This is a genomic window from Neorhizobium sp. JUb45 (genome assembly GCF_004343585.1).
GTDB lineage: Bacteria > Pseudomonadota > Alphaproteobacteria > Rhizobiales > Rhizobiaceae > Neorhizobium.
The window spans coordinates 119,383-141,654 of sequence record NZ_SLYW01000002.1; the positions used below are offsets into that span (position 1 = coordinate 119,383).

Annotated in this window: 20 protein-coding genes; 10 read left to right on the top strand and 10 right to left on the bottom strand. The window is 59.9% G+C overall.

Translation table 11 applies throughout. The features are described from left to right. Positions 1-12: 12 nt before the first annotated feature. A complete protein-coding gene (gene ugpC, locus EDF70_RS07175) occupies positions 13-1,104 on the top strand; it encodes a sn-glycerol-3-phosphate ABC transporter ATP-binding protein UgpC (RefSeq protein ID WP_132272686.1) in 1,092 nt (363 codons plus the stop codon). A gap of 184 nt (positions 1,105-1,288) precedes the next feature. Beyond that, positions 1,289-1,645 carry a hypothetical protein gene (locus EDF70_RS07180; RefSeq protein WP_165932005.1) on the top strand — a complete coding sequence of 119 codons (357 nt, stop codon included), beginning with the start codon at positions 1,289-1,291 and terminating at the stop codon, positions 1,643-1,645. A 6-nt stretch (positions 1,646-1,651) separates the two neighbouring features. Here the strand turns inward: EDF70_RS07180 and ftrA are convergent, their stop codons facing one another. Beyond that, positions 1,652-2,623, bottom strand: coding sequence for a transcriptional regulator FtrA (ftrA, locus tag EDF70_RS07185; RefSeq protein ID WP_132272688.1), 972 nt, complete (start codon positions 2,621-2,623; stop codon positions 1,652-1,654). 83 nt (positions 2,624-2,706) lie between these two features. On the opposite strand from ftrA, the gene EDF70_RS07190 reads away from it, so the two are divergent. Beyond that, on the top strand, positions 2,707-3,111 hold the full coding sequence (locus tag EDF70_RS07190) for a rhodanese-like domain-containing protein (RefSeq protein WP_132272689.1): 405 nt from the start codon (positions 2,707-2,709) through the stop codon (positions 3,109-3,111). Between the two features lie 84 nt (positions 3,112-3,195). On the opposite strand, the gene EDF70_RS07195 is transcribed toward EDF70_RS07190, so the two are convergent. The 7 genes from EDF70_RS07195 to EDF70_RS07225 form a co-directional block, all read right to left on the bottom strand. Further along, entirely contained in the window at positions 3,196-3,621 is a 426-nt protein-coding gene (locus tag EDF70_RS07195) for a type II toxin-antitoxin system VapC family toxin (protein WP_132272690.1), read from the bottom strand. Next, positions 3,622-3,804 (bottom strand): hypothetical protein, encoded by a 183-nt coding sequence (locus tag EDF70_RS07200; protein WP_132272691.1) that lies wholly within the window; start codon positions 3,802-3,804, stop codon positions 3,622-3,624. A 63-nt stretch (positions 3,805-3,867) separates the two neighbouring features. Continuing rightward, positions 3,868-5,688 carry a phosphogluconate dehydratase gene (gene edd / locus EDF70_RS07205; RefSeq protein ID WP_132272692.1) on the bottom strand — a complete coding sequence of 607 codons (1,821 nt, stop codon included), beginning with the start codon at positions 5,686-5,688 and terminating at the stop codon, positions 3,868-3,870. Positions 5,689-5,807: 119 nt separating this feature from the next. Continuing rightward, on the bottom strand, positions 5,808-6,506 hold the full coding sequence (gene pgl / locus EDF70_RS07210; protein ID WP_132272693.1) for a 6-phosphogluconolactonase: 699 nt from the start codon (positions 6,504-6,506) through the stop codon (positions 5,808-5,810). Between the two features lie 3 nt (positions 6,507-6,509). After that, positions 6,510-7,982 (bottom strand): glucose-6-phosphate dehydrogenase, encoded by a 1,473-nt coding sequence (zwf, locus tag EDF70_RS07215; protein ID WP_132272694.1) that lies wholly within the window; start codon positions 7,980-7,982, stop codon positions 6,510-6,512. A 94-nt stretch (positions 7,983-8,076) separates the two neighbouring features. Further along, entirely contained in the window at positions 8,077-9,366 is a 1,290-nt protein-coding gene (locus EDF70_RS07220; protein ID WP_132272695.1) for an FAD-binding oxidoreductase, read from the bottom strand. 10 nt (positions 9,367-9,376) lie between these two features. After that, a complete protein-coding gene (locus EDF70_RS07225; protein ID WP_132272696.1) occupies positions 9,377-10,804 on the bottom strand; it encodes a glutamine synthetase family protein in 1,428 nt (475 codons plus the stop codon). Positions 10,805-10,952: 148 nt separating this feature from the next. On the opposite strand from EDF70_RS07225, the gene EDF70_RS07230 reads away from it, so the two are divergent. Both EDF70_RS07230 and EDF70_RS07235 read left to right on the top strand, forming a co-directional pair. Next, positions 10,953-12,146, top strand: coding sequence for an NAD(P)/FAD-dependent oxidoreductase (locus tag EDF70_RS07230; RefSeq protein ID WP_207908236.1), 1,194 nt, complete (start codon positions 10,953-10,955; stop codon positions 12,144-12,146). 482 nt (positions 12,147-12,628) lie between these two features. Beyond that, positions 12,629-14,467, top strand: coding sequence for a methyl-accepting chemotaxis protein (locus EDF70_RS07235; protein ID WP_132272698.1), 1,839 nt, complete (start codon positions 12,629-12,631; stop codon positions 14,465-14,467). Between the two features lie 107 nt (positions 14,468-14,574). Here the strand turns inward: EDF70_RS07235 and EDF70_RS07240 are convergent, their stop codons facing one another. Then, positions 14,575-14,835 carry a hypothetical protein gene (locus EDF70_RS07240; RefSeq protein ID WP_132273668.1) on the bottom strand — a complete coding sequence of 87 codons (261 nt, stop codon included), beginning with the start codon at positions 14,833-14,835 and terminating at the stop codon, positions 14,575-14,577. A gap of 244 nt (positions 14,836-15,079) precedes the next feature. Next, complete coding sequence (gene aceA, locus EDF70_RS07245; protein ID WP_132272699.1) at positions 15,080-16,369, bottom strand: isocitrate lyase; 1,290 nt, start codon at positions 16,367-16,369, stop codon at positions 15,080-15,082. Between the two features lie 190 nt (positions 16,370-16,559). Here aceA and EDF70_RS07250 point away from each other — a divergent pair, with 190 nt between their 5' ends. From EDF70_RS07250 to EDF70_RS07270, 5 genes are all read left to right on the top strand, one after another. Next, the gene (locus tag EDF70_RS07250) at positions 16,560-17,978 is read left to right on the top strand and encodes an XRE family transcriptional regulator (protein ID WP_132272700.1); all 1,419 of its coding nucleotides are present in this window, start codon (positions 16,560-16,562) and stop codon (positions 17,976-17,978) included. A 205-nt stretch (positions 17,979-18,183) separates the two neighbouring features. Continuing rightward, complete coding sequence (locus EDF70_RS07255; RefSeq protein ID WP_245519137.1) at positions 18,184-19,230, top strand: polyamine ABC transporter substrate-binding protein; 1,047 nt, start codon at positions 18,184-18,186, stop codon at positions 19,228-19,230. A gap of 92 nt (positions 19,231-19,322) precedes the next feature. Beyond that, positions 19,323-20,474 carry an ABC transporter ATP-binding protein gene (locus tag EDF70_RS07260; RefSeq protein ID WP_132272702.1) on the top strand — a complete coding sequence of 384 codons (1,152 nt, stop codon included), beginning with the start codon at positions 19,323-19,325 and terminating at the stop codon, positions 20,472-20,474. Between the two features lie 10 nt (positions 20,475-20,484). Next, positions 20,485-21,438: an ABC transporter permease subunit gene (locus EDF70_RS07265; protein ID WP_132272703.1), complete on the top strand. Its 954-nt coding sequence runs from the start codon at positions 20,485-20,487 to the stop codon at positions 21,436-21,438. Positions 21,439-21,442: 4 nt separating this feature from the next. After that, a complete protein-coding gene (locus EDF70_RS07270) occupies positions 21,443-22,255 on the top strand; it encodes an ABC transporter permease (protein WP_132272704.1) in 813 nt (270 codons plus the stop codon). Positions 22,256-22,272: the final 17 nt, after the last annotated feature.

Consider the following 22,272-nt stretch of genomic DNA (forward strand, 5'->3'; position numbering starts at 1 on the left):
GGAGGGATGCGCATGACCGGGGTAATCCTCAAGGATATCAAGAAATCCTATGGCCAGGTGCAGGTTCTGCACGGCATCGATCTGGAGATCGAGCAGGGTGAGTTCGTGGTTTTCGTCGGCCCTTCCGGCTGCGGAAAATCGACACTGCTGCGCATGATCGCCGGGCTTGAAGACATTACCGGCGGTGAGATGTCGATCGACGGTCATGTCGTCAACGAAGTGCCGCCGTCGCGGCGCGGCATCGCCATGGTGTTCCAGTCCTATGCGCTTTATCCGCATATGACCGTCTACGACAACATGGCGTTTGGCATGCGCATCGCCAGGGAAAGCAAGGAGGAGGTGGATCGCCGTGTGAAAGCGGCGGCCGAAATCCTCCAGCTGACCCAATATCTGGAGCGTCTGCCCAAGGCGCTCTCCGGTGGCCAGCGGCAGCGCGTCGCCATCGGCCGCGCCATCTGCCGCGATCCAAAAGTGTTTCTGTTTGACGAGCCGCTCTCCAACCTCGATGCCGCCTTGCGTGTCGCCACCCGCATCGAGATCGCCAGACTGAAAGAGTCCATGCCGGACACGACGATGATCTACGTCACCCACGACCAGGTCGAGGCGATGACGCTGGCGGACCGCATCGTCGTGCTCTCTGCCGGACGAATAGAACAGGTCGGCCCGCCACTGGAGCTTTACGAGCGGCCGGACAATCTGTTCGTTGCCCGCTTCATCGGCTCACCGGCGATGAACGTCATCCCGGCAAAAGTCACCACGGCAGGCGCGCAAACGGTGGTCGAGCTTGCCGGCGGCAAGTCGGTGACGCTGGATATCCCGACCGACGCTTCGCAGCAGGGCAAACAGGTCAGCTTCGGCGTGCGGCCGGAGGATCTGGCGCTGGCGACGGACGGCGATCCCTGCCTGTTCGAAGGCAAGATCGGCATCGTAGAGGCGCTCGGTGAAGTCACGCTTCTCTACATCGAGGGGCTGACAAAGGACGAGCCGATCATCGCCAAGCTTCCGGGCATCCTTTCGGTCAGCCGGGGCGATGTGATGCGCTTCACGGCCAGGCCGGAAAAGATGCATCTTTTCGATGCGGATGGTCTCAGTCTGCGCCATTAGGCTGACGTCATTGGCAAACTGTTATTATCATCCACAGAGAAAGCGTTTCATAAGGTGATCCGGGCTCGGCTCCATACGGTCTATTAAGTTTCGCACGGTAGATTTTCCTTCAGAGAACAGGAGAGTAGACGTGGGTGCGATTGCCGGGGGCCGACCGAGTTATCTGAGCAAGGAAGAATCCTTCATGTACGACCGCGAAACGCGGTACCGCATGGAAGATACGATGAACGCTGCCCGCATCGAATATACCGAAAAAGCGGTGATGAACCTCGCCGCCCGCCGCTGCGACGTGCTGCGCATTTCCATGAGCGGCGCAGTCCTCGGCATCCTCACCCAGTACAATCTGCCAAAACAGTTCTATCTCGATATTCCGGATGCCCGCATCAGCAAGATCGGCTGCCTGCTGATGCGCCAGAACGCCAACAACACGATCGACGTACGTTTCCTGCGCCTGATGACGCAGAAGGAACTCGACCGCATTTTCGTGTTTTCGACGCACCCGGCGCATCGCGACCGCAAGCTGGATGTGCGCACCTGGTAACAGACGTTACGAAGGCTGAAGCCGTCCGAACCGCATCTGGTATTCGCGCGGGCTGATACCAATCCGTTTCCTGAAATGGTGACGCAGCGTGTCGGCCGTTCCAAGTCCGGCGGCAAGCGCGATCTCATCGATACCAAGCCGTCCAGCCACGAGGAGGCGCTTGGCTTCCTCCAGCCGCTCTGCCGTCAGCCATTCGCCCGGTGACGTGCCCGTTGCTTCCGCAAAACGGCGAACGAATGTCCTCACGCTCATCCGGCACTCGGCAGCCATACGCTCCAGCGTCCACGCCGTCGCCAGCGCCGCGCGCATATTGTCAAGCAATGGCGCTATTTCCGATTGCCGGCGTATCGGTACCGGACGCTCCAGAAACTGGGCCTGTCCCCCCGTGCGGTGCGCCGGCATGACAAGCCTGCGGGCCACGGAGCTTGCGGCGTCCGGCCCAAAATCCTGACGCACGATCTCGATCAGCAGATCCATGCCCGCAGCGCTGCCGGCCGATGTGAAAATGCGGCCATGATTGCGGTAGAGCGAGCGATCATCCACCTCGATGGTTGGGTGGCGTTTGCGCAGTGCCTCGGCATATCGCCAGTGTGTGGTCGCGCTGCCGCCATCCAGCAGACCCGTGGCGGCAAGAACGAAGGCGCCGGAACAGATGGAAACAAGACGCGCGCCACGATCATGAGCCTGTCGCAGGCGCTCGCAAAGTGCTTCCGGCACCGGTTCGTTCACGCCCTTCCAGCCCGGTACGACGATGATGTCTGCCCGATCGATCAGCTCTATGCCGTCGTCGGGCAAAAGCGTGAAACCGCCATGGGCGCGCAGCGGGCCTTGTTCGACCGCGCAACTGGCAAAACGATACCAGCCTTCGCCCATCTCCGGTCGGGACAGGCCAAAAATCTCGGCAACGATCCCGAACTCGAAAGTACAGAGCCCGTCATACAGAAGTGCGGTGACCATCGGTCCGTGCGTGTTTGGCATGATATTCATGTATGATGGCAATCGCGCCAATGGCAATCGAAAACTGTTCGTTCCATTCTGTAACGGCAGAAAAGGAGACCATCATGCCAAGCGCCGTTACTACCATTGCCGCCGCCCCCAGCGAAATCGCCCGGGAACATTTCGCCGCTGCCTTCACGTTCGGGACCGATTGTTGGGATGTCCACGACACGCTGTCACGGGGGCTTGATTTCGTGCTTCTCGATGTCCGCAGCCCGGCCATGTTCGCCGCCGGCCACGTTCCCGGCGCCATCAACCTGCCGCATGGCAAGATTGTCCGCTCGAAGATGGAGCAGTGGCCGCAAGAGACGCTATTCGTCACCTATTGCGCCGGTCCGCATTGCAATGGTGCCGCCAGAGGTGCCGTGCGCCTTGCCGAACTCGGACGCCCGGTCAAGATCATGGCAGGCGGGATCACCGGGTGGATCGACGAAGGTTTCGAGCTTGAGAGGGGCATTGCTGCAGCGTGATCCTGCAGCCGAGCAGTGACAGCCAGAAGCGAAGGCGGTGATGAAACTCGCCGCCTTCGCTGAATGCGCTCAGATGATAATGTCTCAGCAGGCGATTGCCGAAACGTAACCCGACGCGGCGATTTTCAGGATGACCGCATCGCGCGTGATGACGGGGATTTTGCGAACGCGGGCCGTGGCGATCATGTAGCAATCGGCGGGATCGCGATGACCGGTATCCTTCGCAACCGTTGCCGCCTCGATGGCGATGCGTTGGGTGATGGGCAGGGGTCGAAAGAGAATTTGCTTTCGTGCCCGGCTGAACCATTCCTCAAGCGAGAGGTTGCCAAAGTTCAGAGCGTTGACGCGTTTCTGTGCCGCCAACGACATTTCCCACGCGGATATCGGTGAGATGAATAGCCTACCATCGGTTTGGCTTTGGCCGAAGACTGTTACGGCCTGCGAAGAAAGTCGACTTTCGCCGCTGACGGCCCAATAAAGCGCATGCGTATCGAGCAATGCACCAGCCAATCAGCGCTCCCTGTCTGCATCCTCGAGTGCAAGGACCTGCTCATAGATCGGCTTGGTCAGGTCGATCCGCGGATCAAGCTTGAACGGGTGGTCCTTCATGGAGCCAAGTCCGCGCACGATGAGAACCTTCCCCGTCTTGGGGTCGGTTACAGTCGTCTCCGTGGTCGCGTTTTTCTTGCTCATGCCACTATAGATAGCATTTCCGCGAGTGAATTGCGAGGGCGGCGTCAGCCGCCCCGGCCTATCTCAAGCAAACACGCTGGCGCCCTGATCGGCATGGCCGACATTGCGGCGGAAGGCGCCAAAAAGTTCGCGGCCCATGCCGTATTCGTTCTCCGACAGATCGGCGGTAGCGGCCGGGCGGGCGGCAAATTCGGCGGCATCCACCAGCACTTCCAGCGTGCCGGTCGTGGCGTCGAGGCGAACGATGTCGCCGTCGCAGATCTTGGCGATCGGGCCGCCGTCTGATGCTTCCGGCGTGATATGGATCGCTGCCGGCACCTTGCCGGATGCGCCCGACATGCGGCCGTCGGTGACGAGAGCGACCTTGAAACCACGGTCCTGCAGCACGCCGAGCGGCGGCGTCAGCTGGTGCAGTTCCGGCATGCCGTTCGCCTTCGGACCCTGGAAACGCACGACGGCGATAAAGTCCTTGTTGTTCAGGTCGCCGCGCTTGAAGGCGTCCTGCAATTCCTTCTGGGTATGGAAGACGATCGCCGGTGCCTCGATGATATGGCGCTCCGGTTTGACGGCCGAGATCTTGATGACGGCCTTGCCGAGATTGCCATGCAGCATCTTCAGGCCACCATTGGCCTGGAAAGGCTTGTCGATCGTGGTCAGCACCTTTGGATCGCCGCTGACCTCCGGGATCGGTTGACGGGCAACGCCACCGTTTTCGCCGAGCATGGCTTCGACCGTATAGGCCTCCAGTCCCTGACCGAACACGGTGCGCACGTCGTCATGCACGAGACCGCCGGCCAGAAGCTGCTTGATCAAAAAGCCCATGCCGCCGGCAGCGGCAAAATGGTTCACGTCGGAAAGTCCGTTCGGGTAGACGCGGGTCAGAAGCGGCACGATGTCCGAAAGCTCGGAAATATCCTGCCATGTCAGGTGAATGCCGGCAGCGCGCGCCATGGCGACGAGATGCATCGTGTGGTTGGTCGAACCACCCGTCGCATGCAGGCCGACAACGCCATTGACGATCGAGCGTTCGTCGATCATCTCACCGGCCGGCGTGAATTCGTTGCCGAGTGCGGTAATCGCCAGTGCCCGTTTGGCGGCTTCCTTGGTCAGCGCATCGCGCAGCGGCGTGCCCGGATTGATGAAGGACGAACCGGGCATGTGAAAGCCCATGATTTCCATCAGCATCTGGTTGGAATTGGCCGTGCCGTAGAAGGTGCAGGTGCCGGGGCCGTGGTAGGATTTGGATTCCGATTCCAAGAGTTCGGCGCGGCCGACCTTGCCTTCTGCATAAAGCTGGCGGATGCGCGACTTTTCGTCGTTCGGCAGACCTGAGGTCATCGGGCCGGCGGGCACGAACACGGCTGGCAGATGGCCGAAGGAGAGGGCTGCAATGACCAGACCGGGCACGATCTTGTCGCAGACGCCGAGATAGACGGAACTGTCGAACATGTTGTGGCTGAGGCCGATACCGGCCGACATGGCGATCAGGTCGCGTGAAAATAGCGACAGTTCCATGCCGGGCTGGCCTTGCGTCACGCCATCGCACATGGCGGGCACGCCGCCTGCCACCTGCGCCACGCCGCCGGCCTCGCGGGCCGCATCACGGATCAGCGCCGGATAGTTTTCGTAAGGCTGGTGGGCCGAAAGCATGTCGTTATAGGAGGTGATGATGCCGAGGTTCGGGACGACGTCGCCTGCGAGCGCGCCCTTATCGGCGGGGGAACAGACCGCAAATCCATGGGCAAGGTTGCCGCAGGAGAGGACCGACCGGTGCGTGCCGCGCGTCACGGCACGGTTGAGGCGATCGAGATAGGTTTCACGATGCGGTTTCGATCTCTCGACGATACGCGCGGTAATCGCCTCGATGCTGGAATGGGCGGCCATGTGCAATCCTCCTTCGGTCAATCCCGGTTTGGGAGAGGCCGAAGCCACCGGGATTGTGGGTCTCGTAAAATGTGCCGGCGCCTGCGGATCGTAAACCGGTGCGCCGGGGAGGGCGCCGTTTAAGGCGCCCAGTAGATCTCGAGCGATGACGGCGCGCGGTTCAGTACGGCGCGGATGGGCATTTCCATCTCGTCCTCACCGTTTTCCGCGTTTTCCAGCACGATCATCTTGGCATCACCCTCGATATGCAGCACCAGAAGGCGCGCATCGGCAAGGCTGGTGAACGAGAAGGTCAGACGCTCTTCGCCGGCACCTTCGGCCTGCATGGTCAGAACGCCACGCGGGCCTGCCGGGTCGATCGCCTTGGCCAGATTGTTACCCTTCGGGAAGAAGGAAGCGGTGTGCCCGTCTCCTCCCATGCCGAGAATGACGACATCGAACGGATTGCCGAAACCGGCCGTCTTTTCGGTGGCGATCTTTGCGGCTTCCTCGGCGGTCGTGGAAGGCTGGTAAAGCGGCACGAATGTCGCTGCCTCCGCCTTGTCCTTCAGAAGATGCGTCGCGACCAGACGGTGGTTGGACCGCTCGTCGTCGGCGGCAACGAAACGTTCGTCGACCAGCGTGATCGTCACCTTCGACCAGTTGATATCCTGTTCCGACAGCGCTTCGAAGAAACGTTTGGGCGTCGAGCCGCCGGACACGGCGATCGATGCCGAACCGCGCACGGCGATTGCCGCCGTCAACTGTGCGGAGACGTCCAGCGCAAGTTCATGTGCCAGCGTTTCGGGATCAGGAAATTCGTGCAGGTTTCCCGACATGCCTCAGCCCTCGTGCCATGTGCGGCCGTCACGCTCGATCAGCGCGATTGCCTGGCTCGGACCCCAGGTGCCGGCGGTGTAACCCTGTGCCGGCTGTCCGGTTTCGTCCCAACCCTTGAGGATCGGATCGACCCATTCCCATGCGGCTTCCACTTCGTCGCGGCGCATGAACAGCGTCTGGTTGGCGCGGATCGTGTCCATCAGCAGGCGCTCGTAAGCATCCGGCGAGCGAACGTTGAACGCTTCGGCAAAGCTCATGTCGAGCGAAACATTGCGCAGGCGCATGCCGCCCGGACCAGGATCCTTGATCATCAGCGACTGCTTTACGCCTTCGTCCGGCTGCAGGCGGATGATCAGCTGGTTGGCGGAAATGCGGCCGGCTGCGCTGTCAAAAATGTTGTGCGGCACCGGCTTGAAGGTGATGACGATTTCCGACATGCGCTGTGTCAGGCGTTTGCCCGTGCGGATGTAGAAGGGAACGCCGGCCCAGCGCCAGTTGCCGATCTCGGCCTTGATGGCGACGAAGGTTTCGGTGTTGGAAACGCCGCCTTCCAGCTCTTCCAGGTAACCCTTGACCGGGCCGCCTGCGGAAGCACCGGCGCGGTACTGGCCGCGCACCGTCATCTGCTCGACATTGTCGGCATTGATGGGCTTCAATGCCCGCAGAACCTTCAGCTTTTCATCGCGCACGGCCTCGGAATTCATCGAGGACGGAGTTTCCATGGCAACCAGGCAAAGCAGCTGCATGATATGGTTCTGCACCATGTCGCGCAGCGCGCCGGCCGTGTCGTAATAACCGGCACGGCCTTCGAGACCGACGGCTTCGGCAACGGTAATCTGCACGTGATCGATGTAATTGGCGTTCCACAGCGGCTCATAAAGCGCATTGGCAAAACGCAGCGCCATCAGGTTCTGGACGGTTTCCTTGCCCAGATAATGGTCGATACGGTATATCTGTTCTTCCTTGAACACCTTGCCGATCGTGTCGTTCAGCACCAGCGCCGACGCAAGGTCACGGCCGATCGGCTTTTCGACGACGATGCGGGTCTTAGGCGTGATCAGCTTGTGGTCGCGGATCTTTTCGGAAATCGCGCCAAAGATGCCCGGAGCGACGGCGAGGTAGAAGGCGCGGATGCGGTCCTTGCCTTCGTCCAGCAGTTTTTTAAGCACATCCCAGCCCTGATCGGACTTGGCATCGACGGACACGTAGAAAAGACGTTCGCAGAATTTCTTGACTTCCGCCTCGTCATATTCGCCCTTTTTCAGATGCTCTTTAAGGGCATCCTTGGCGAATTTACGGTAATCTTCATGGGAAAGCGCGCTGCGCGAAGCGCCGATAATGCGCGTCGGTTCGGTGAACTGGCCCTCGATCTGGCGGTGGTAGAGCGCCGGAAGAAGCTTGCGTTCCGCAAGGTCGCCGCTGCCGCCGAAGACGATGCAATCGAAGGGCTCAACTGGGATGATCTGGCTGCTCATACCTAATTCTCTCGAAGTCGCGTTGTTGATAGGGGTCATAATCTAATCGATTTAAAAGCGCCAGCCCGAAAACGGGCGGGAGTGACTATTTGCCTCAGAACCGGTCGCGGAGCGCGTACCAGGTCAGGGCGAGGAAAAGGAGCGGGGCCCGCAGGCGCGAGCCTCCCGGAAAGGAAGGAACGTCCAGATCGGCAAGATAGGAAAGCTCCGTCGATTTGCCGAGTGTCATATCTGCATAAAGCTTACCACAATAATTTGACAGCATGACACCATGGCCGGAATAACCGCCGACCGACATCACGCCGGGCATGACCTCTCGCACGAAAGGCTGGCGGGTGAGGGTGATGCCCACCGAACCGCCCCAGGAATGGGTGATCTCAATATCGTTCAGGGCCGGATAGATCTCGGCGATCTGCCGGCGGATATGGCTGGAAATGTCGCGCGGGCTGTCGGCCGTATAGGCCTCGCGACCGCCGAACAGCAGACGGCCATCCTTCGACTTTCGGAAATAACGCACCACGAAGCGCGAATCGGCGACCGATTCATTGCCGGAAAGAATGGTCGGATGCGCATCGAGCGGTTCTGTCGCGCCGATAAAGGAGCGGATCGGCATCACATGCGCGGCCGTCACCGGCTCGAGATTTTCGATATAGGCATTGGTGGCGATCAGTACGCGATTGGCGGTGATCGTGCCGGTCGGCGTTTCGATCAGCGTTTTACCACCGGATTGAGATATCGATTTGGCCGGCGTGTTTTCGTGGATCGCAGCCCCTGCTGCCGCCGCCACACGGGCAAGGCCGATCAGCAGTTTCAGCGGATGGATATGGCCGGTGCCGCCGTCATAGACGCCGCAATGGTAATGGTCGGAGCCGAGCCGTTCGGCCGTCTCCTTTTTATCCATGAAGGAAATATAGGGGTAGTCGTAGCGCGTCGCCGCGATCTCGGCATTGGCGCGGTATTCCTTGTCATGGCCGGGCTTGTGGGCCACGCACATGTGTCCAGCCACATATTCCATGTCGATGCCGTGTTTGTCGGCAAAGTCCAGCAGGTAACGTTTGGCATGTTCGGCCATGTCGAACAGGGCGCGTGACCGCTCAAGACCAAGTGCCTCTTCCTGCTCCTCCGGCCACCAGCGCTGGCCGGTGCCGAGCTGGCCGCCATTGCGGCCGGATGCGCCGTCACCGAAATGGCAGGCTTCGATCAGCGTCACCGAAACACCGGCAGACGCCAGACAGTAAGCCGCCTGCAGCCCGGTATAACCACCGCCGATAATGGCGACGTCGGTGGTTTTCGAGCCGTCAAGCGCCGGATAGGTCGGCCTGTCGCCACTTGACGCCTGATACCATGAAATTCCGGGCGCGATCGGGCTCTGCCATGCGGTCATGCCGTCTCCTTCAAACGTTCAGCAACAGGAATTCACGCTCCCAGGGACTGATCACCTGCATGAATGTTTCGAATTCGCCGCGTTTGACCCCGGCATAGATATTGATGAATTCGGAGCCGTACACCTCCTCGAAGGCCGGTTCGTTTTCCAGCAGTGCCAGCGCTTCCAGAAGGCCGCGCGGCAGTTCGATCGACCCTTCGTTGGCGGTATCCGAGGTCGGTTCGGTCGGCTGGATTTCTCGTGTGATGCCCAACAGGCCGCAACCGAGCGAAGCGGCCAGCGCCAGATAGGGATTGGCATCCGAACTCGGAAGGCGGTTTTCGACACGGCGGGCGGACGGATCGGACACCGGCACGCGGAAAGCCGTGGTGCGGTTGTCGTAACCCCAGGCATTGTTGACCGGGCAGGCCATATCAGGCGTCAGGCGACGATAGGAGTTCACATAAGGCGCCAGCATGACCAGCGAACTCGGCACGAATTTCTGCATGCCGCCGATGAAGTGGAAGAATTCCTTCGACGGTGTGCCGTCGTCATTGGAAAAGACATTCTTGCCGGTATTGATATCGACCACCGACTGGTGGACGTGCATGGCCGACCCCGGCTGGCCCTGCATGGGCTTCGCCATGAACGTGGCATAAATGCCGTGTTTCAGCGCCGCCTCGCGAATGGTGCGTTTGAACAGAAACACCTGATCGGCGAGCTGGATCGGATCGCCATGGCGAAGGTTGATTTCCAGCTGCGCCGGACCCTCTTCATGGATCAGCGTATCGATCTCCAGACCCTGCTTTTCAGAAAAATGGTAGATGTCGTCGATCAACTCGTCGAATTCGTTGATGCCGGCGATCGAATAACTTTGCCCGCCGGAAATCGAACGGCCAGAACGCCCCTTCGGCGGATGCAGCGGATAATCCGGGTCTTCATTGACGGCAACGAGATAGAACTCGATTTCCGGGGCGACGACCGGTTTCCATCCGCGATCCGAATAGAGTTTGACGACATGCTTCAGCACGTTGCGCGGCGTATAGGGCACGTTCTTGCCGTCGGCGCCGACGATATCGCAGATCACCTGCGCGGTCGGATCGCTTTCCCACGGCACGACGGAAAGCGTCGAAAGGTCCGGCACCAGCTTGATGTCGCTGTCGCGGCTGTCATAACGGAAATTGCCGGTTTCATCCGGGTATTCGCCGGAAATCGTGTGGCGGTAGAGTGCCGAGGGCAAGGCCAGCGAGGTGTTGCTGGTAAACTTTGACGCCGGCATCATCTTGCCGCGCGGAACGCCGGCAAGGTCGGGCGTGATGCATTCGACATCCTCGATGCCCCGCACTTTCAGCCATGCGGCGGCTTCCTGCCAGGATTTCACCCCGCGTCGGCTATCCAGAACTGCGGCAGGGATTTTGGGCTTGGGGGCGGAAGGCGTCGGCTTTTTCTTGGGCGGCATGGCTCACCGGAAGCGTTGGTCGGGAACCTTATAATAGTCACCTTGCGGCAATTGGCGATAGCTGGTTCGCAATGTTTGATCTCTTTGTCGGCATTGACATGAACGCGTGATGGCAACAGAAACGCCGCTCGTTTCAGGAGTTTTTGTTTTGGCCCGCAGATTTGACGTGGTGATCCTTGGTGCCGGTGCGGCCGGGCTGATGTGTGCGATCCGCGCCGGGCAGGGTGGCAAGCGCGTTCTTGTGCTAGATCATGCGAAGAACCCTGCCGAAAAGATCCGCATTTCCGGCGGTGGTCGCTGCAATTTCACCAATATCCATGCCGGTCCGAAAAACTATCTGTCGGCCAATCCGCATTTCGCCAAATCGGCGCTGGCGCGTTACAGCCCACGCGATTTTCTCGACATGGTCGAAAAACACCGTATCGCCTGGCATGAAAAGACGCTCGGCCAATTGTTCTGCGACGACAGCGCCAAGGACATCATCCACATGCTGCTCGATGAGATGCGTGCTGTCGGCGGTGTCCTTGAACTGCGCACCGAAATTTCCGCCGTCGAAAAAGGTCCGGACGGTTTTCGCGTGATGACATCGAACGGCATGGTCGAGGCGGATGCCGTTGTGCTCGCCACCGGCGGCAAGTCGATCCCGAAAATGGGCGCGACCGGCTTTGCCTATCGCATCGCCGCCGAATTCGGCCTTAAGGTTACCGACACGCGTCCCGGCCTTGTGCCGCTGACACTGGATCCGTTGCTGCTGGAAAAACTGGCGCCGCTATCCGGCATTGCTGTCGATGCTGAAGTAAAACACGGCAAGATTTCGTTCCGCGAGGCTCTGCTCTTCACCCATCGTGGTATCAGCGGCCCGTCGATCCTGCAGATCTCGTCCTACTGGCGCGAAGGCGATTCAATAAAATTGTCGATCGAGCCGGATATCGACATCACATCTCGCCTCAAGGAAGGTCGCAAGGCCAATGGCAAACAGGCGGCGCAGACGGTGCTGGGTGAGATCCTGCCGAAACGTCTGGCCCAGTTCCTGACCGAAAATGCGGGCATGACCGGACAGATGGCGGACCAAGGCGATCGCAAGCTCGAAGCGTTGGCGGCCTCGGTGCAGGACTGGAGCATCGTGCCGGCAGGTTCCGAAGGGTATCGCACGGCGGAAGTGACGATCGGCGGCATCGATACATCGGAGATCGATTCAAAGACGATGCAGGCCAAGAACGTGCCCGGTCTTTATTTCATCGGCGAATGCGTGGATGTCACCGGCTGGCTCGGCGGATATAATTTCCAATGGGCCTGGGCATCGGGAAATGCCTGTGGCGAGGCGCTGGCGGAACTGTTCTGATGCCGGAGATATCTTTTAGCACTTTTTAATAAGCCTGCGACATCCTGCCTTAATGCGCGCACAGTCATGGATTCTTATCTTGTGTTAAGCGCTGGTCGTCGCCGAGGCGGCGATTGAAACTCCTCCAGTCGGGATTGATCTTGATGCAGAACCGTCGTCGTGCCCGTGCCATCGCCATAGCAAAGACTGAAGCCGCTGCAACAATTACACTTCGTCTGTTTCTTGCTGCAGCAAGTGCAACGGTTGCCATAATGTTGATATCCCATCTATTCTGATGGTCGGTCAATATAGGCGATATGTTTTTTTCGATACATCGATGCTCTAATTGAGCTTTGCCGGAATTACACTGAACCAAGTTTGGGATATTTTGAATTTAGATCTCTGCTGCGTTAATGGCAAAACGCAAGTTCAGTAAATTTTTACGCATTTCCATTTATATTGCCCCTCAATTACTACTGGTATTTCGTATTGGGGGTCGCCGTATGTTGAACGTTCTGCCGTCATCCGTGGTTGCACGGATAGTCAGCCTTTGCCTTTTCCTCGTTTTCGTTTCGATTTCCGCCCTGTCGGGAATGACCTATCTGAACTTGCGTTCAGATATCATGGGCAATGCCGTGGAAGATGCGCACAGCGCCATCCGCGCCATGGGCGTCCTTTATGAGGTCGAGGCGGAAGGTGCCGATCTCGCGGTCAAGGACGGTGAGGTTACCGGTATTACCAGCGCCGGTCCGATCGAGTTCAAGAACCACTCGCTTGTCGACCGCACCGCCGAGTCCATCGGAGGTGTCGCCACCGTATTCAGCAAGAACGGCAGCGATTATGTCCGCGTCTCCACCAACGTGAAGACCGAGAAGGGCGAGCGCGCCGTCGGCACCAAGCTTGCCGCCGAACACCCGGCCCAGAACACGCTGGCTTCCGGCCAGCCCTATTTCGGCCAGGCAGCTTTGTTCGGCCGTGATTTCATGACGGGTTATTTCCCGATCAAGGACAAGGCCAATGTGGTCACCGGCGTCATGTTCATCGGCATCCCGATGGAAGTCTATTTTGCCCAGCTTTCGGCATCCGTCACCCAGATGGCCGTCACCAGCTTTCTGGCTCTGATCGCCATGGGTCTGATCGGCTTCTTCGCCATCCGTCATCTGGTCAAGCCGCTCAGCGTTCTGACCGGCACGATCCGCACCATGGCGGACGGCAGCGATACCGACATTCCATATCTCGATCGTCGCAACGAGTTCGGCAATATTGCCCGCGCGCTGGAAGTCTTCCGCGACAACGCCCGCCAGAAGCGCCTGATCGAAGCCCGCAGCGCCGATGATCGCGCCAGCGCCGATGCCGACCGTCGCCGCAACGATGCGGAAAAGCAGGAAGTCGATAGCCAGATCAACCTCGCTGTCACGGAACTGGGCGCAGCACTTGCCCGCCTGTCGCAGGGGGATCTTTCGGTCAAGATCGACCGCACCTTCACCGGCCGCCTCGAACAGCTCCGCGTCGATTTCAACGGCTCGATCGAGCGTCTGCGTGATACGCTGTCGCGCATCCGTGAAAGCACGCTGGCCATCCAGCGCAACAGTGGCGAACTCAGCCAGTCGTCTGCGGACCTTGCCAAGCGCACGGAAAACCAGGCTGCTTCGCTCGAAGAAACCGCCGCCGCCGTCGAGGAAATTACTGCCACCGTACGTTCTTCTGCCGAGCGCGCCCGCGAAGCCAATGACGCCGTCGCCAAGACCAAGCAGAATGCCGACGGTTCCGGCACGGTCGTCAACAATGCCGTCCAGGCCATGGATCGCATCGAGGAAGCCTCAAAGAAGATCGAGCAGATCATCGAAGTGATCGACGACATCGCCTTCCAGACCAACCTTCTGGCGCTCAATGCCGGTATCGAAGCCGCACGCGCCGGTGAAGCCGGCAAGGGTTTTGCCGTCGTCGCCCAAGAAGTGCGCGAACTGGCCCAGCGTTCGGCCGATGCCGCCCGCGAGATCAAGACGCTGATCAACCAGTCGAGTAACGAAGTCAGCGCCGGTGCCGGTCTCGTGCAGCAGACTGGAAAGGTTCTGTCGACGATCAGCGAGCAGATCACCGGCATCAGCAAGCATGTCGAAACCATCGCCACCGCCGCCCGCGACCAGTCGGCCGCGCTGCAGGACATCAACGGCTCCGTCAACCGCATGGACCAGATGACCCAGCAGAACGGCGCGATGGTGGAAGAGACCAGCGAAGCCAGCCGTGCCCTTGCGGAAGAAGCCAACCAGCTGATGAGCCTCGTGCAGCAGTTCCGCATCGAGGCAGATCACGGTGCCGGCCACAAGCGCTACGCCGCCTGATCTTCAAGATCTGTAGAATCGACCAAAGGCCGGGCAGGGGATTTGCCCGGCCTTTGGCGTTTCGGGGGAAGCCTTCGCGTCTGCTGTCCGCCCGGACGGTTGCCGTGTCAGTTGCCACGGGCAACCACGACCGGGATCAGCAGGTCGCCCCATTGTCCGTCACCACCGTGATGGCGGGCGGAACGCACGAGTTCGACCGAAACACCTGCCTCGACCGCCTTCATGACCGAATGGTTCAGCCGGTGCAGATCATTGGCCAGCGACCGGATCGCCGCCTGCTGCTCGAAACTCATGGTCGAAGATTGCTCCTCGGCGCGTTCCTTGACGTGGGTCTGGATGGGCGCTGACTGAGAGATCGGATTGTGCATGTTCATGATATTTCTCCTCTCTGTGGTTTTTGGTGGTGACAGGTTGTCGGGTGCAAAGTCCCCCTCTGGCTGCCGCCATCTCCCCCACAAGGGGGAGAAAATATGCGGCAAACTCTCTGCCCAAATTGAACCTCAGCGGATCGGCCGGGTTAAGCCCCTCCCCCTTGTGGGGGTCCACAAGGACGGGCAGAGACACGCGGCTCTGCCCCGGTTGGGGTTTGGGGCGGGGTCTTTTTACGATTCGCTACTCAGCCGCCGGGCGGAACTGCGCATGCTCGGTCGACCCTCCCATAGCCGTCGTCGAAGACTGTCCGCCGCTGATCGCCACCGACACGGCGTCAAAATACCCTGTCCCGACTTCGCGCTGGTGTTTGGTGGCGGTATAGCCATGGATCTCGGCGGCAAACTCCGCTTCCTGCAGCTCCGAATAGGCGGCCATTTGCCGGTCCCGGTAGCCGCGCGCGAGTTCGAACATGCCAAAGTTCAGCTGGTGGAAGCCGGCCAGCGTGATGAACTGGAACTTGTAGCCCATCGCCCCCAGCGCCCGCTGGAATTTGGCGATCGTCGAGTCATCGAGGTTCTTTTTCCAGTTGAACGACGGCGAGCAATTATAGGCCAGCATTTTTCCGGGATGCGCCTTGTGCACCCCTTCGGCAAATCTTTTCGCCTGTTCCAGATCGGGTTTCGAAGTTTCGCACCAGATCAGATCGCAATAGGGCGCATAGGCCACCGCACGCGCGATGCACGGTTCCAGCCCGTTGCGCACCCGGTAAAACCCTTCGACGGTACGGCCTGCATCGTAATCGACAAACGGCTGGTCGCGCTCATCGATATCTGACGTCAAAAGCTTGGCCGCCTCCGCATCGGTGCGGGCAATCACAAGCGTCGGCGTGCCCATCACGTCGGCGGCGAGGCGCGCTGCGGTGAGGTTGCGGATATGCGCCGCCGTCGGGATCAAAACCTTGCCGCCCAGATGGCCGCATTTCTTTTCCGATGCCAGCTGGTCCTCGTAATGAACACCGGCAACGCCCGCCTCGATAAACGCCTTCATGATCTCGAACGCATTGAGCGAGCCGCCGAAACCGGCCTCGGCATCGGCGACAATAGGCGCAAACCATGTTTCGACCGAAAGGCCGTTGCCTTCCGCCGTTTCGATCTGGTCGGCGCGTTGAAGCGTGCGGTTGATGCGGCGCGCCAGTTCCGGTGCGGCATTGGCCGGGTAAAGCGACTGGTCGGGATACATGGAAGACGCGGTGTTGCTGTCCGCCGCCACCTGCCAGCCGGACAGATAGATCGCCTTCAACCCGGCGCGCACCTGCTGCATGGCCTGGTTGCCGGTCATCGCGCCCAGCGAATTGACAAAATCTTGGCTGCGCAGAAGCGACCACAGCCGGTTGGCGCCCGCCTCCGCCAGCGAATGACGGATCGTTACCGAACCGCGCAGCCGCTTCACGTCATCCGCAGAATAGGGGCGTTCGATGCCGTCGTAACGGCCGGACGGTGCAGTCGGAACGATGTTGTAAAAATCAGTCATGCTTCACTCCCTGGGCTTCGGTAACTTGTCCGATGTCAAGGAATTTACATGGGCGTTGAAATTGTATCTAATCAAATCCGCAGTGTTGCGACAGTAAAAGGGTCGAGATGTACTGTTTTTGACAAAGTCCAAAGTGAGTTTGTCAATTTTTGTAAAGTTTGTGCTGGTTGCTTCTTTGGGAGGAGAGCGAATGGCTGAACGTAAGATCTTTGCCGGTCCAAAGGTTCGGCGCATCCGGCTCGGGCTGGAACTGACGCAGGCGGCGATGGCGGAGGGGCTGGAGATTTCCGCCTCCTATCTCAACCTCATCGAACGCAACCAGCGGCCGCTCACCGTGCAGCTGCTGTTGCGGCTTGCCTCCACCTATAAGGTCGATCTTGAAGCGCTGCAAAGCGATGACGGCGCCATGGTCGGCGAGCTTCGAGAGGTGTTTCGCGATCCGCTCCTGTCGGGCGAACTGCCGGGCGATCAGGAACTGGTGGAAGTGGCCGATGCCGCCCCCAATACCGCCGGCGGGATTCTAAAACTTTATCGCGCCTATCGTGAGCAGGCCGCGCGTCTCTCCGATCTGGCCGAACTTCTTGCCCGCGAAGGTCACGAAACCGGTATGGCCGCCACGCGTCTGCCGGCCGATGAGGTGCGTGACCGTCTTGAACACCGCCCGCATTTTTTCGCACGCATAGAAGATGCGGCGGAAACATTTATTGCCGAACTCGCTGCCGGTGACGATCTTGCGGCTAGTCTTCGAGACTGGCTGAAAACCCGCCACGGCATCGTCGTCCGCTCGCTGCCGGTACATGTCATGCCGGACCTGAAACGCCGTTACGATCGTCATTCGCTGCGGCTGTTCCTGTCCGAACGACTGTCGGCCAGCGACCGTCTGCGTGAAATCGCCATGGAAGTGGCACTGCTGGCGCTGGGGGAGGCGATTGCCGGCGAACTCGAAGACCTCGCCTTGTCGAGCGGCGAGGCCAAACGCATCGCCCGGTTCGAACTGGCGCGGTATGCGGCGCATGCGCTGATGATGCCCTATGGCGCTTTCCTGTCGGCTGCCCAGCGCGCCCGTTACGATATCGATGTTTTGCGCGCCCGTTTCGACGTGTCGTTCGAACAGGCGGCAAACCGGGTGACGACACTCGCACGGCCCGGCGCATCCGGCCTGCCGTTTTTCCTCGCCGAGATCGACAGCGCCGGCAACCGTCTCCGCCGCGCCGGCGCGCAAGCCTATCCGCATGCGAAATTCGGCGGGCTCTGTCCCAGGCTCGGTGTGCATGCGGCTTTCGCCCAGCCGGGGCAGGTTCTCACGGATCGGGTCGAGATGCCGGATGGTGCCGCCTATCTGACGGTCTGCCGCACGCTGGAAGGCCCGCAGGCCGGTTTCAACGAGCGCGTGCGCCGCACCGCCATCCTCATCGGCTGCGATTTCGAGGTGGCGCGCGAAACGGTCTATGGCGAAGCGGCGAGCCTGCCGGGGGCAACCGTTCTGGCCGGAACTGCCTGTCGCCTGTGCGAGAGACGCGGCTGCCTGTCGCGCGCCGAGCCGCCGGTAACGCGGCCTCTGGGACTGGACGAGATGGCGACCGGTCTCAGTGCCTTCGATTTTCGGTGATGGCCCTGATGGTATCTTGAGAAGTCTTTGCTGCAATGCAGCTTTTTGCTTGTGGGTAGCGATGTTCCTTCATACTCTCGCACAAAACAAAAGCATAAAGAGGGAAACAAGGCGCGGCGCTGATGCGGCCAGCCTTCATAAAACAGGAGAAATCATGCGACCCAATCTGCTTCGTCTTCTGACCGCCGCTGCCGCCACGACGCTGATGGCCACCGCCGTCTTCGCGCAGGAACGCCAGGTCCACGTCTACAACTGGTCCGACTATATCGATGAATCGGTGCTGGAAGAATTCACCAAGGAAACCGGCATCAAGGTCGTTTACGACGTGTTCGACAGCAATGAAGTGGTCGAGACAAAGCTGCTGGCCGGCGGTTCCGGTTATGATGTCGTCGTGCCGACCGGCCCCTTCCTCGCCCGCCAGATCCAGGCCGGCGTCTTCCAGAAGCTCGACAAGTCGAAGCTGCCGAACCTTTCCAACATGTGGTCGGAAGTCTCCGAGCGTCTCGCCAAATACGATCCCGGCAATGAATATGCCGTCAACTACATGTGGGGCACCACCGGCATCGGTTACAATGTCGACAAGGTGAAGGCAGCGCTTGGTGATGTGCCGCTCGACAGCTGGGATATCCTGTTCAAGCCGGAAAATGCCGAAAAGCTGAAATCCTGCGGTATCAACATCCTCGACGCGTCCGACGAGACCTTCGCGATTGCCATGAACTATATCGGCAAGAACCCCGACAGCAAGGAAGCGGCCGATCTGGAAGCTGGCGGCGAGGTTTACAAGAAGATCCGCCCGTCGGTGCGCACCTTCAACGCCTCGGCCTATATCGATGAACTGGCAAACGGCGACAGCTGCATTTCCATCGGCTGGTCGGGTGACATCCTGCAGGCAAAGACCCGCGCCGAAGAAGCCAAGAATGGCGTCAAGGTCGAGTTCGTCATCCCCAAGGAAGGCACCTATATCTGGTTCGACAACCTTGCCATTCCGGCCGATGCCAAGAATGTTGCCGAGGCCCACGAATTCATCAACTTCATGATGAAGCCGGAAGTCATCGCCAAGTCCTCGAACTATGTCCAGTATGCCAACGGCAACCTTGCCTCGCAGAAATTCGTGGACAAGGAAGTGCTGGAAAATCCGGGCGTCTATCCCCCGGAAGATGTCGTGAAAAAACTCTTCACCATCTCGCCTTACGGCCCGCGTGAACAGCGTGTGCTCAACCGCGTCTGGACCGAGATCAAGACCGGCAGCTGATGCCTTCTGCGGAGCGGGTTTTGGGCCCGCTCCGCATGATTGCCAATCCGGCACCACGGCGTGCCAAAAAATCAGGGTAGATGGGGACAGGCATGGCGAAATCTCTCGGGCCGGTTAAGCGCAAATTTTCTCCCTGGACCGATCCGACATCGGTGCCCTTCATCCGTTTCGAGAATATCACCAAGCGGTTCGGCAATTTCACCGCCGTCGAAAACCTGACGCTGGATATCTACGAGCGCGAGTTCTTTGCGCTGCTCGGGCCATCGGGCTGCGGCAAGACCACGTTGATGCGCATGCTGGCCGGTTTCGAGGAGCCGACCGAAGGCCGCATCCTCCTGCAGGGCAAGGATCTGGCCGGCGTGCCGCCCTATCGCCGCCCCACCAACATGATGTTCCAGTCCTACGCGCTGTTCCCGCATATGACGGTGGAAAAGAACATCGCCTTCGGTCTGGAACAGGACAAGCTGCCGAAAGCCGAGATCGCCGCCCGCGTCGAAGAGATGCTGAAGCTGGTGAAGCTGGAACAGTTCGCCAAGCGTAAACCGTCGCAGCTCTCCGGTGGTCAGCGGCAGCGCGTGGCGCTGGCCCGGTCGCTTGCCAAGCGGCCAAAGGTTCTGCTGCTCGACGAACCGCTCGGCGCGCTCGACAAGAAGCTGCGCGAGGAAACACAGTTCGAACTGACCGACCTGCAACACACGCTGGGTCTGACCTTTTTGATCGTCACCCATGATCAGGAAGAGGCGATGACCGTGTCCGACCGTATCGCCGTGATGGACAAGGGCGTCATCATGCAGGTTGCGACACCGGCGGAAATCTACGAGGCGCCGAACAGCCGCTACGTCGCCGACTTCATCGGCGATATCAACATCATCGAAGGTGCGATCGTTTCCAACAGCGGCGCGGCGAGCGGTGGCGTGATGCTCGATTGCGATGGTCTGAAGATCGCCGTTGATCAGGAATGCCCGGCATCGACAGGGGATCGCGTCGCTTATGCCATCCGCCCGGAAAAGGTTCGCCTCGGCATCGAGCCGCCGGCCGATACCGCCGTCAACGCCGCCGCGGGCGAGGTTTACGACATCGGTTATCTCGGCGATTTTTCGCTATTCCTCGTCAAGCTCGACGATGGCCGCATCATCCGCGCGGCACAGGCCAATATCCAGCGCCTCGTCGATCGCCCGCTCACCTTCGGTGATCGCGTCTGGGTCCACTGGTCGCGCGATGCCGGCCTTGTTCTGACCCGCTGAGGAGAGCGCCATGGCAATCGATACGCTGTCTCCCCCGTTACCGCCCGAGCCAAAAGTCGAACTTGCCGATGATGCCGGGCGCACCAATCCGGCACGCTGGCTGATCGTCGCCATTCCCTATCTCTGGCTGCTGCTGTTTTTCGCGGCACCCTTCCTGATCATCGCAAAAATCTCGCTGTCCGACACGGCAATCGCCATGCCGCCCTACACGCCGACCTTTCAGGGTTTTGGCAATCTCGGCACCTTCTTCTCGCAGCTGGATTTCGAAAACTACGCCTATCTGGCAAGCGACAGTATCTACATCAAATCCTATCTCAACTCGCTGCGCATCGCCGCCATCTCGACGGTTCTGCTGCTGCTGATCGGTTATCCGATGGCGCTTGCCATGGCGCGCGCCAAGACCAGTCTGCGGCCGATTCTGGTGATGATGGTCATCCTGCCATTCTGGACCTCGTTCCTGATCCGCGTTTACGCCTGGATCGGCATCCTGAAGCCGGAAGGCCTGCTCACGGTTCTTTTCCAGTCGATCGGCCTGATGGGCGAGGGCGAGCAGGTACAGATCTTTCGCACCGATTACGCGGTCTTCATCGGCATCGTTTATTCCTACCTGCCGTTCATGGTCCTGCCGCTGTATGCCGCGCTGGAAAAGATGGACCATACGCTGCTGGAAGCCGCAAGCGATCTCGGCTGCCCGCCCTGGAAGGCCTTCTGGCGCATCACATTCCCATTGTCCTTGCCCGGCGTGATTGCCGGCTCGCTGATCTGCTTCATCCCGATCACCGGCGAATTCGTCATCCCCGATCTGCTCGGTGGCGCCGATACGCTGATGATCGGCAAGACCTTGTGGACCGAGTTCTTCAACAGCCGCGACTGGCCGCTCGCTTCGGCGATCGCCGTCATATTGCTGGCGGTGCTGGTCCTGCCCATCGTCTATTTCCAGAACCAGCAGCAGAAGGCGGGATAAGGCCATGAAGAATGCCCGTTTCGACGCGACCGTTCTCACTCTCGGTTTCGCCTTCCTCTACATCCCGATCCTCATTCTGGTGATCTATTCGTTCAACGCCTCGCGGCTGGTCACGGTCTGGGGCGGGTTTTCGCTCGTCTGGTACCAGCAGATGTGGTCGAACCAGGGGCTGATGGATGCCGCATGGGTGACCGCACGTGTTGCCCTGCTCAGTGCCACGATCGCCACCATTCTCGGCACGCTGGCGGCGCTGACCTTGGTGCGGTTCCGCAAAATCCCCGGCCGTCTGCTGTTTTCGGGCATGATCTATGCGCCGCTGGTGATGCCGGAAGTCATTACCGGCCTGTCGCTGCTGTTATTGTTCGTATCGCTCAATGTCGATCGCGGTTTCTGGACCGTGGTCATCGCCCACACGACCTTTTCGATGTGCTATGTCGCGATCGTCGTGCAGTCGCGGCTCCTGACATTCGACCGGTCTCTGGAAGAGGCGGCGCTCGATCTCGGTTGCCCGCCGGTGAAGACGTTTTTCCGCATCACCCTGCCGCTCATCCTGCCGGCGGTTCTGGCGGGCTGGATGCTGGCCTTTACCCTGTCGCTGGACGATCTGGTGATCGCCAACTTCAACACCGGCCCCGGCGCCACCACGCTGCCGATCAAGATCTATTCGCAGGTGCGTCTGGGTGTAACACCTGAGATCAATGCGATCTGCACAATCCTGATCGGGCTTGTGGCGATCGGCGTGATTGCGGCCTCGCTGGCCACCAAACGCAACGAGCTGCGCCGCCAGCGTGACGAACACGCTGCCGCTCAAGGCTGATCGTTATGGGCTGATGC

Excerpts from the sequence above, each read along its gene's own strand:
- EDF70_RS07180 (WP_165932005.1), top strand. The coding sequence starts at position 1,289 with ATGTACGACCGCGAAACGCGGTACCGCATGGAAGATACGATGAACGCT.
- EDF70_RS07200 (WP_132272691.1), bottom strand. The coding sequence starts at position 3,804 with ATGAGCAAGAAAAACGCGACCACGGAGACGACTGTAACCGACCCCAAG.
- EDF70_RS07270 (WP_132272704.1), top strand. The coding sequence starts at position 21,443 with ATGAAGAATGCCCGTTTCGACGCGACCGTTCTCACTCTCGGTTTCGCC.
- zwf (WP_132272694.1), bottom strand. The coding sequence starts at position 7,982 with ATGAGCAGCCAGATCATCCCAGTTGAGCCCTTCGATTGCATCGTCTTC.
- EDF70_RS07240 (WP_132273668.1), bottom strand. The coding sequence starts at position 14,835 with ATGCACAATCCGATCTCTCAGTCAGCGCCCATCCAGACCCACGTCAAG.
- EDF70_RS07260 (WP_132272702.1), top strand. The coding sequence starts at position 19,323 with ATGGCGAAATCTCTCGGGCCGGTTAAGCGCAAATTTTCTCCCTGGACC.
- EDF70_RS07265 (WP_132272703.1), top strand. The coding sequence starts at position 20,485 with ATGGCAATCGATACGCTGTCTCCCCCGTTACCGCCCGAGCCAAAAGTC.
- edd (WP_132272692.1), bottom strand. The coding sequence starts at position 5,688 with ATGGCCGCCCATTCCAGCATCGAGGCGATTACCGCGCGTATCGTCGAG.
- EDF70_RS07255 (WP_245519137.1), top strand. The coding sequence starts at position 18,184 with ATGGCCACCGCCGTCTTCGCGCAGGAACGCCAGGTCCACGTCTACAAC.
- EDF70_RS07220 (WP_132272695.1), bottom strand. The coding sequence starts at position 9,366 with ATGACCGCATGGCAGAGCCCGATCGCGCCCGGAATTTCATGGTATCAG.
- EDF70_RS07250 (WP_132272700.1), top strand. The coding sequence starts at position 16,560 with ATGGCTGAACGTAAGATCTTTGCCGGTCCAAAGGTTCGGCGCATCCGG.
- ugpC (WP_132272686.1), top strand. The coding sequence starts at position 13 with ATGACCGGGGTAATCCTCAAGGATATCAAGAAATCCTATGGCCAGGTG.
- ftrA (WP_132272688.1), bottom strand. The coding sequence starts at position 2,623 with ATGCCAAACACGCACGGACCGATGGTCACCGCACTTCTGTATGACGGG.
- aceA (WP_132272699.1), bottom strand. The coding sequence starts at position 16,369 with ATGACTGATTTTTACAACATCGTTCCGACTGCACCGTCCGGCCGTTAC.
- EDF70_RS07225 (WP_132272696.1), bottom strand. The coding sequence starts at position 10,804 with ATGCCGCCCAAGAAAAAGCCGACGCCTTCCGCCCCCAAGCCCAAAATC.
- EDF70_RS07235 (WP_132272698.1), top strand. The coding sequence starts at position 12,629 with ATGTTGAACGTTCTGCCGTCATCCGTGGTTGCACGGATAGTCAGCCTT.
- EDF70_RS07190 (WP_132272689.1), top strand. The coding sequence starts at position 2,707 with ATGCCAAGCGCCGTTACTACCATTGCCGCCGCCCCCAGCGAAATCGCC.
- pgl (WP_132272693.1), bottom strand. The coding sequence starts at position 6,506 with ATGTCGGGAAACCTGCACGAATTTCCTGATCCCGAAACGCTGGCACAT.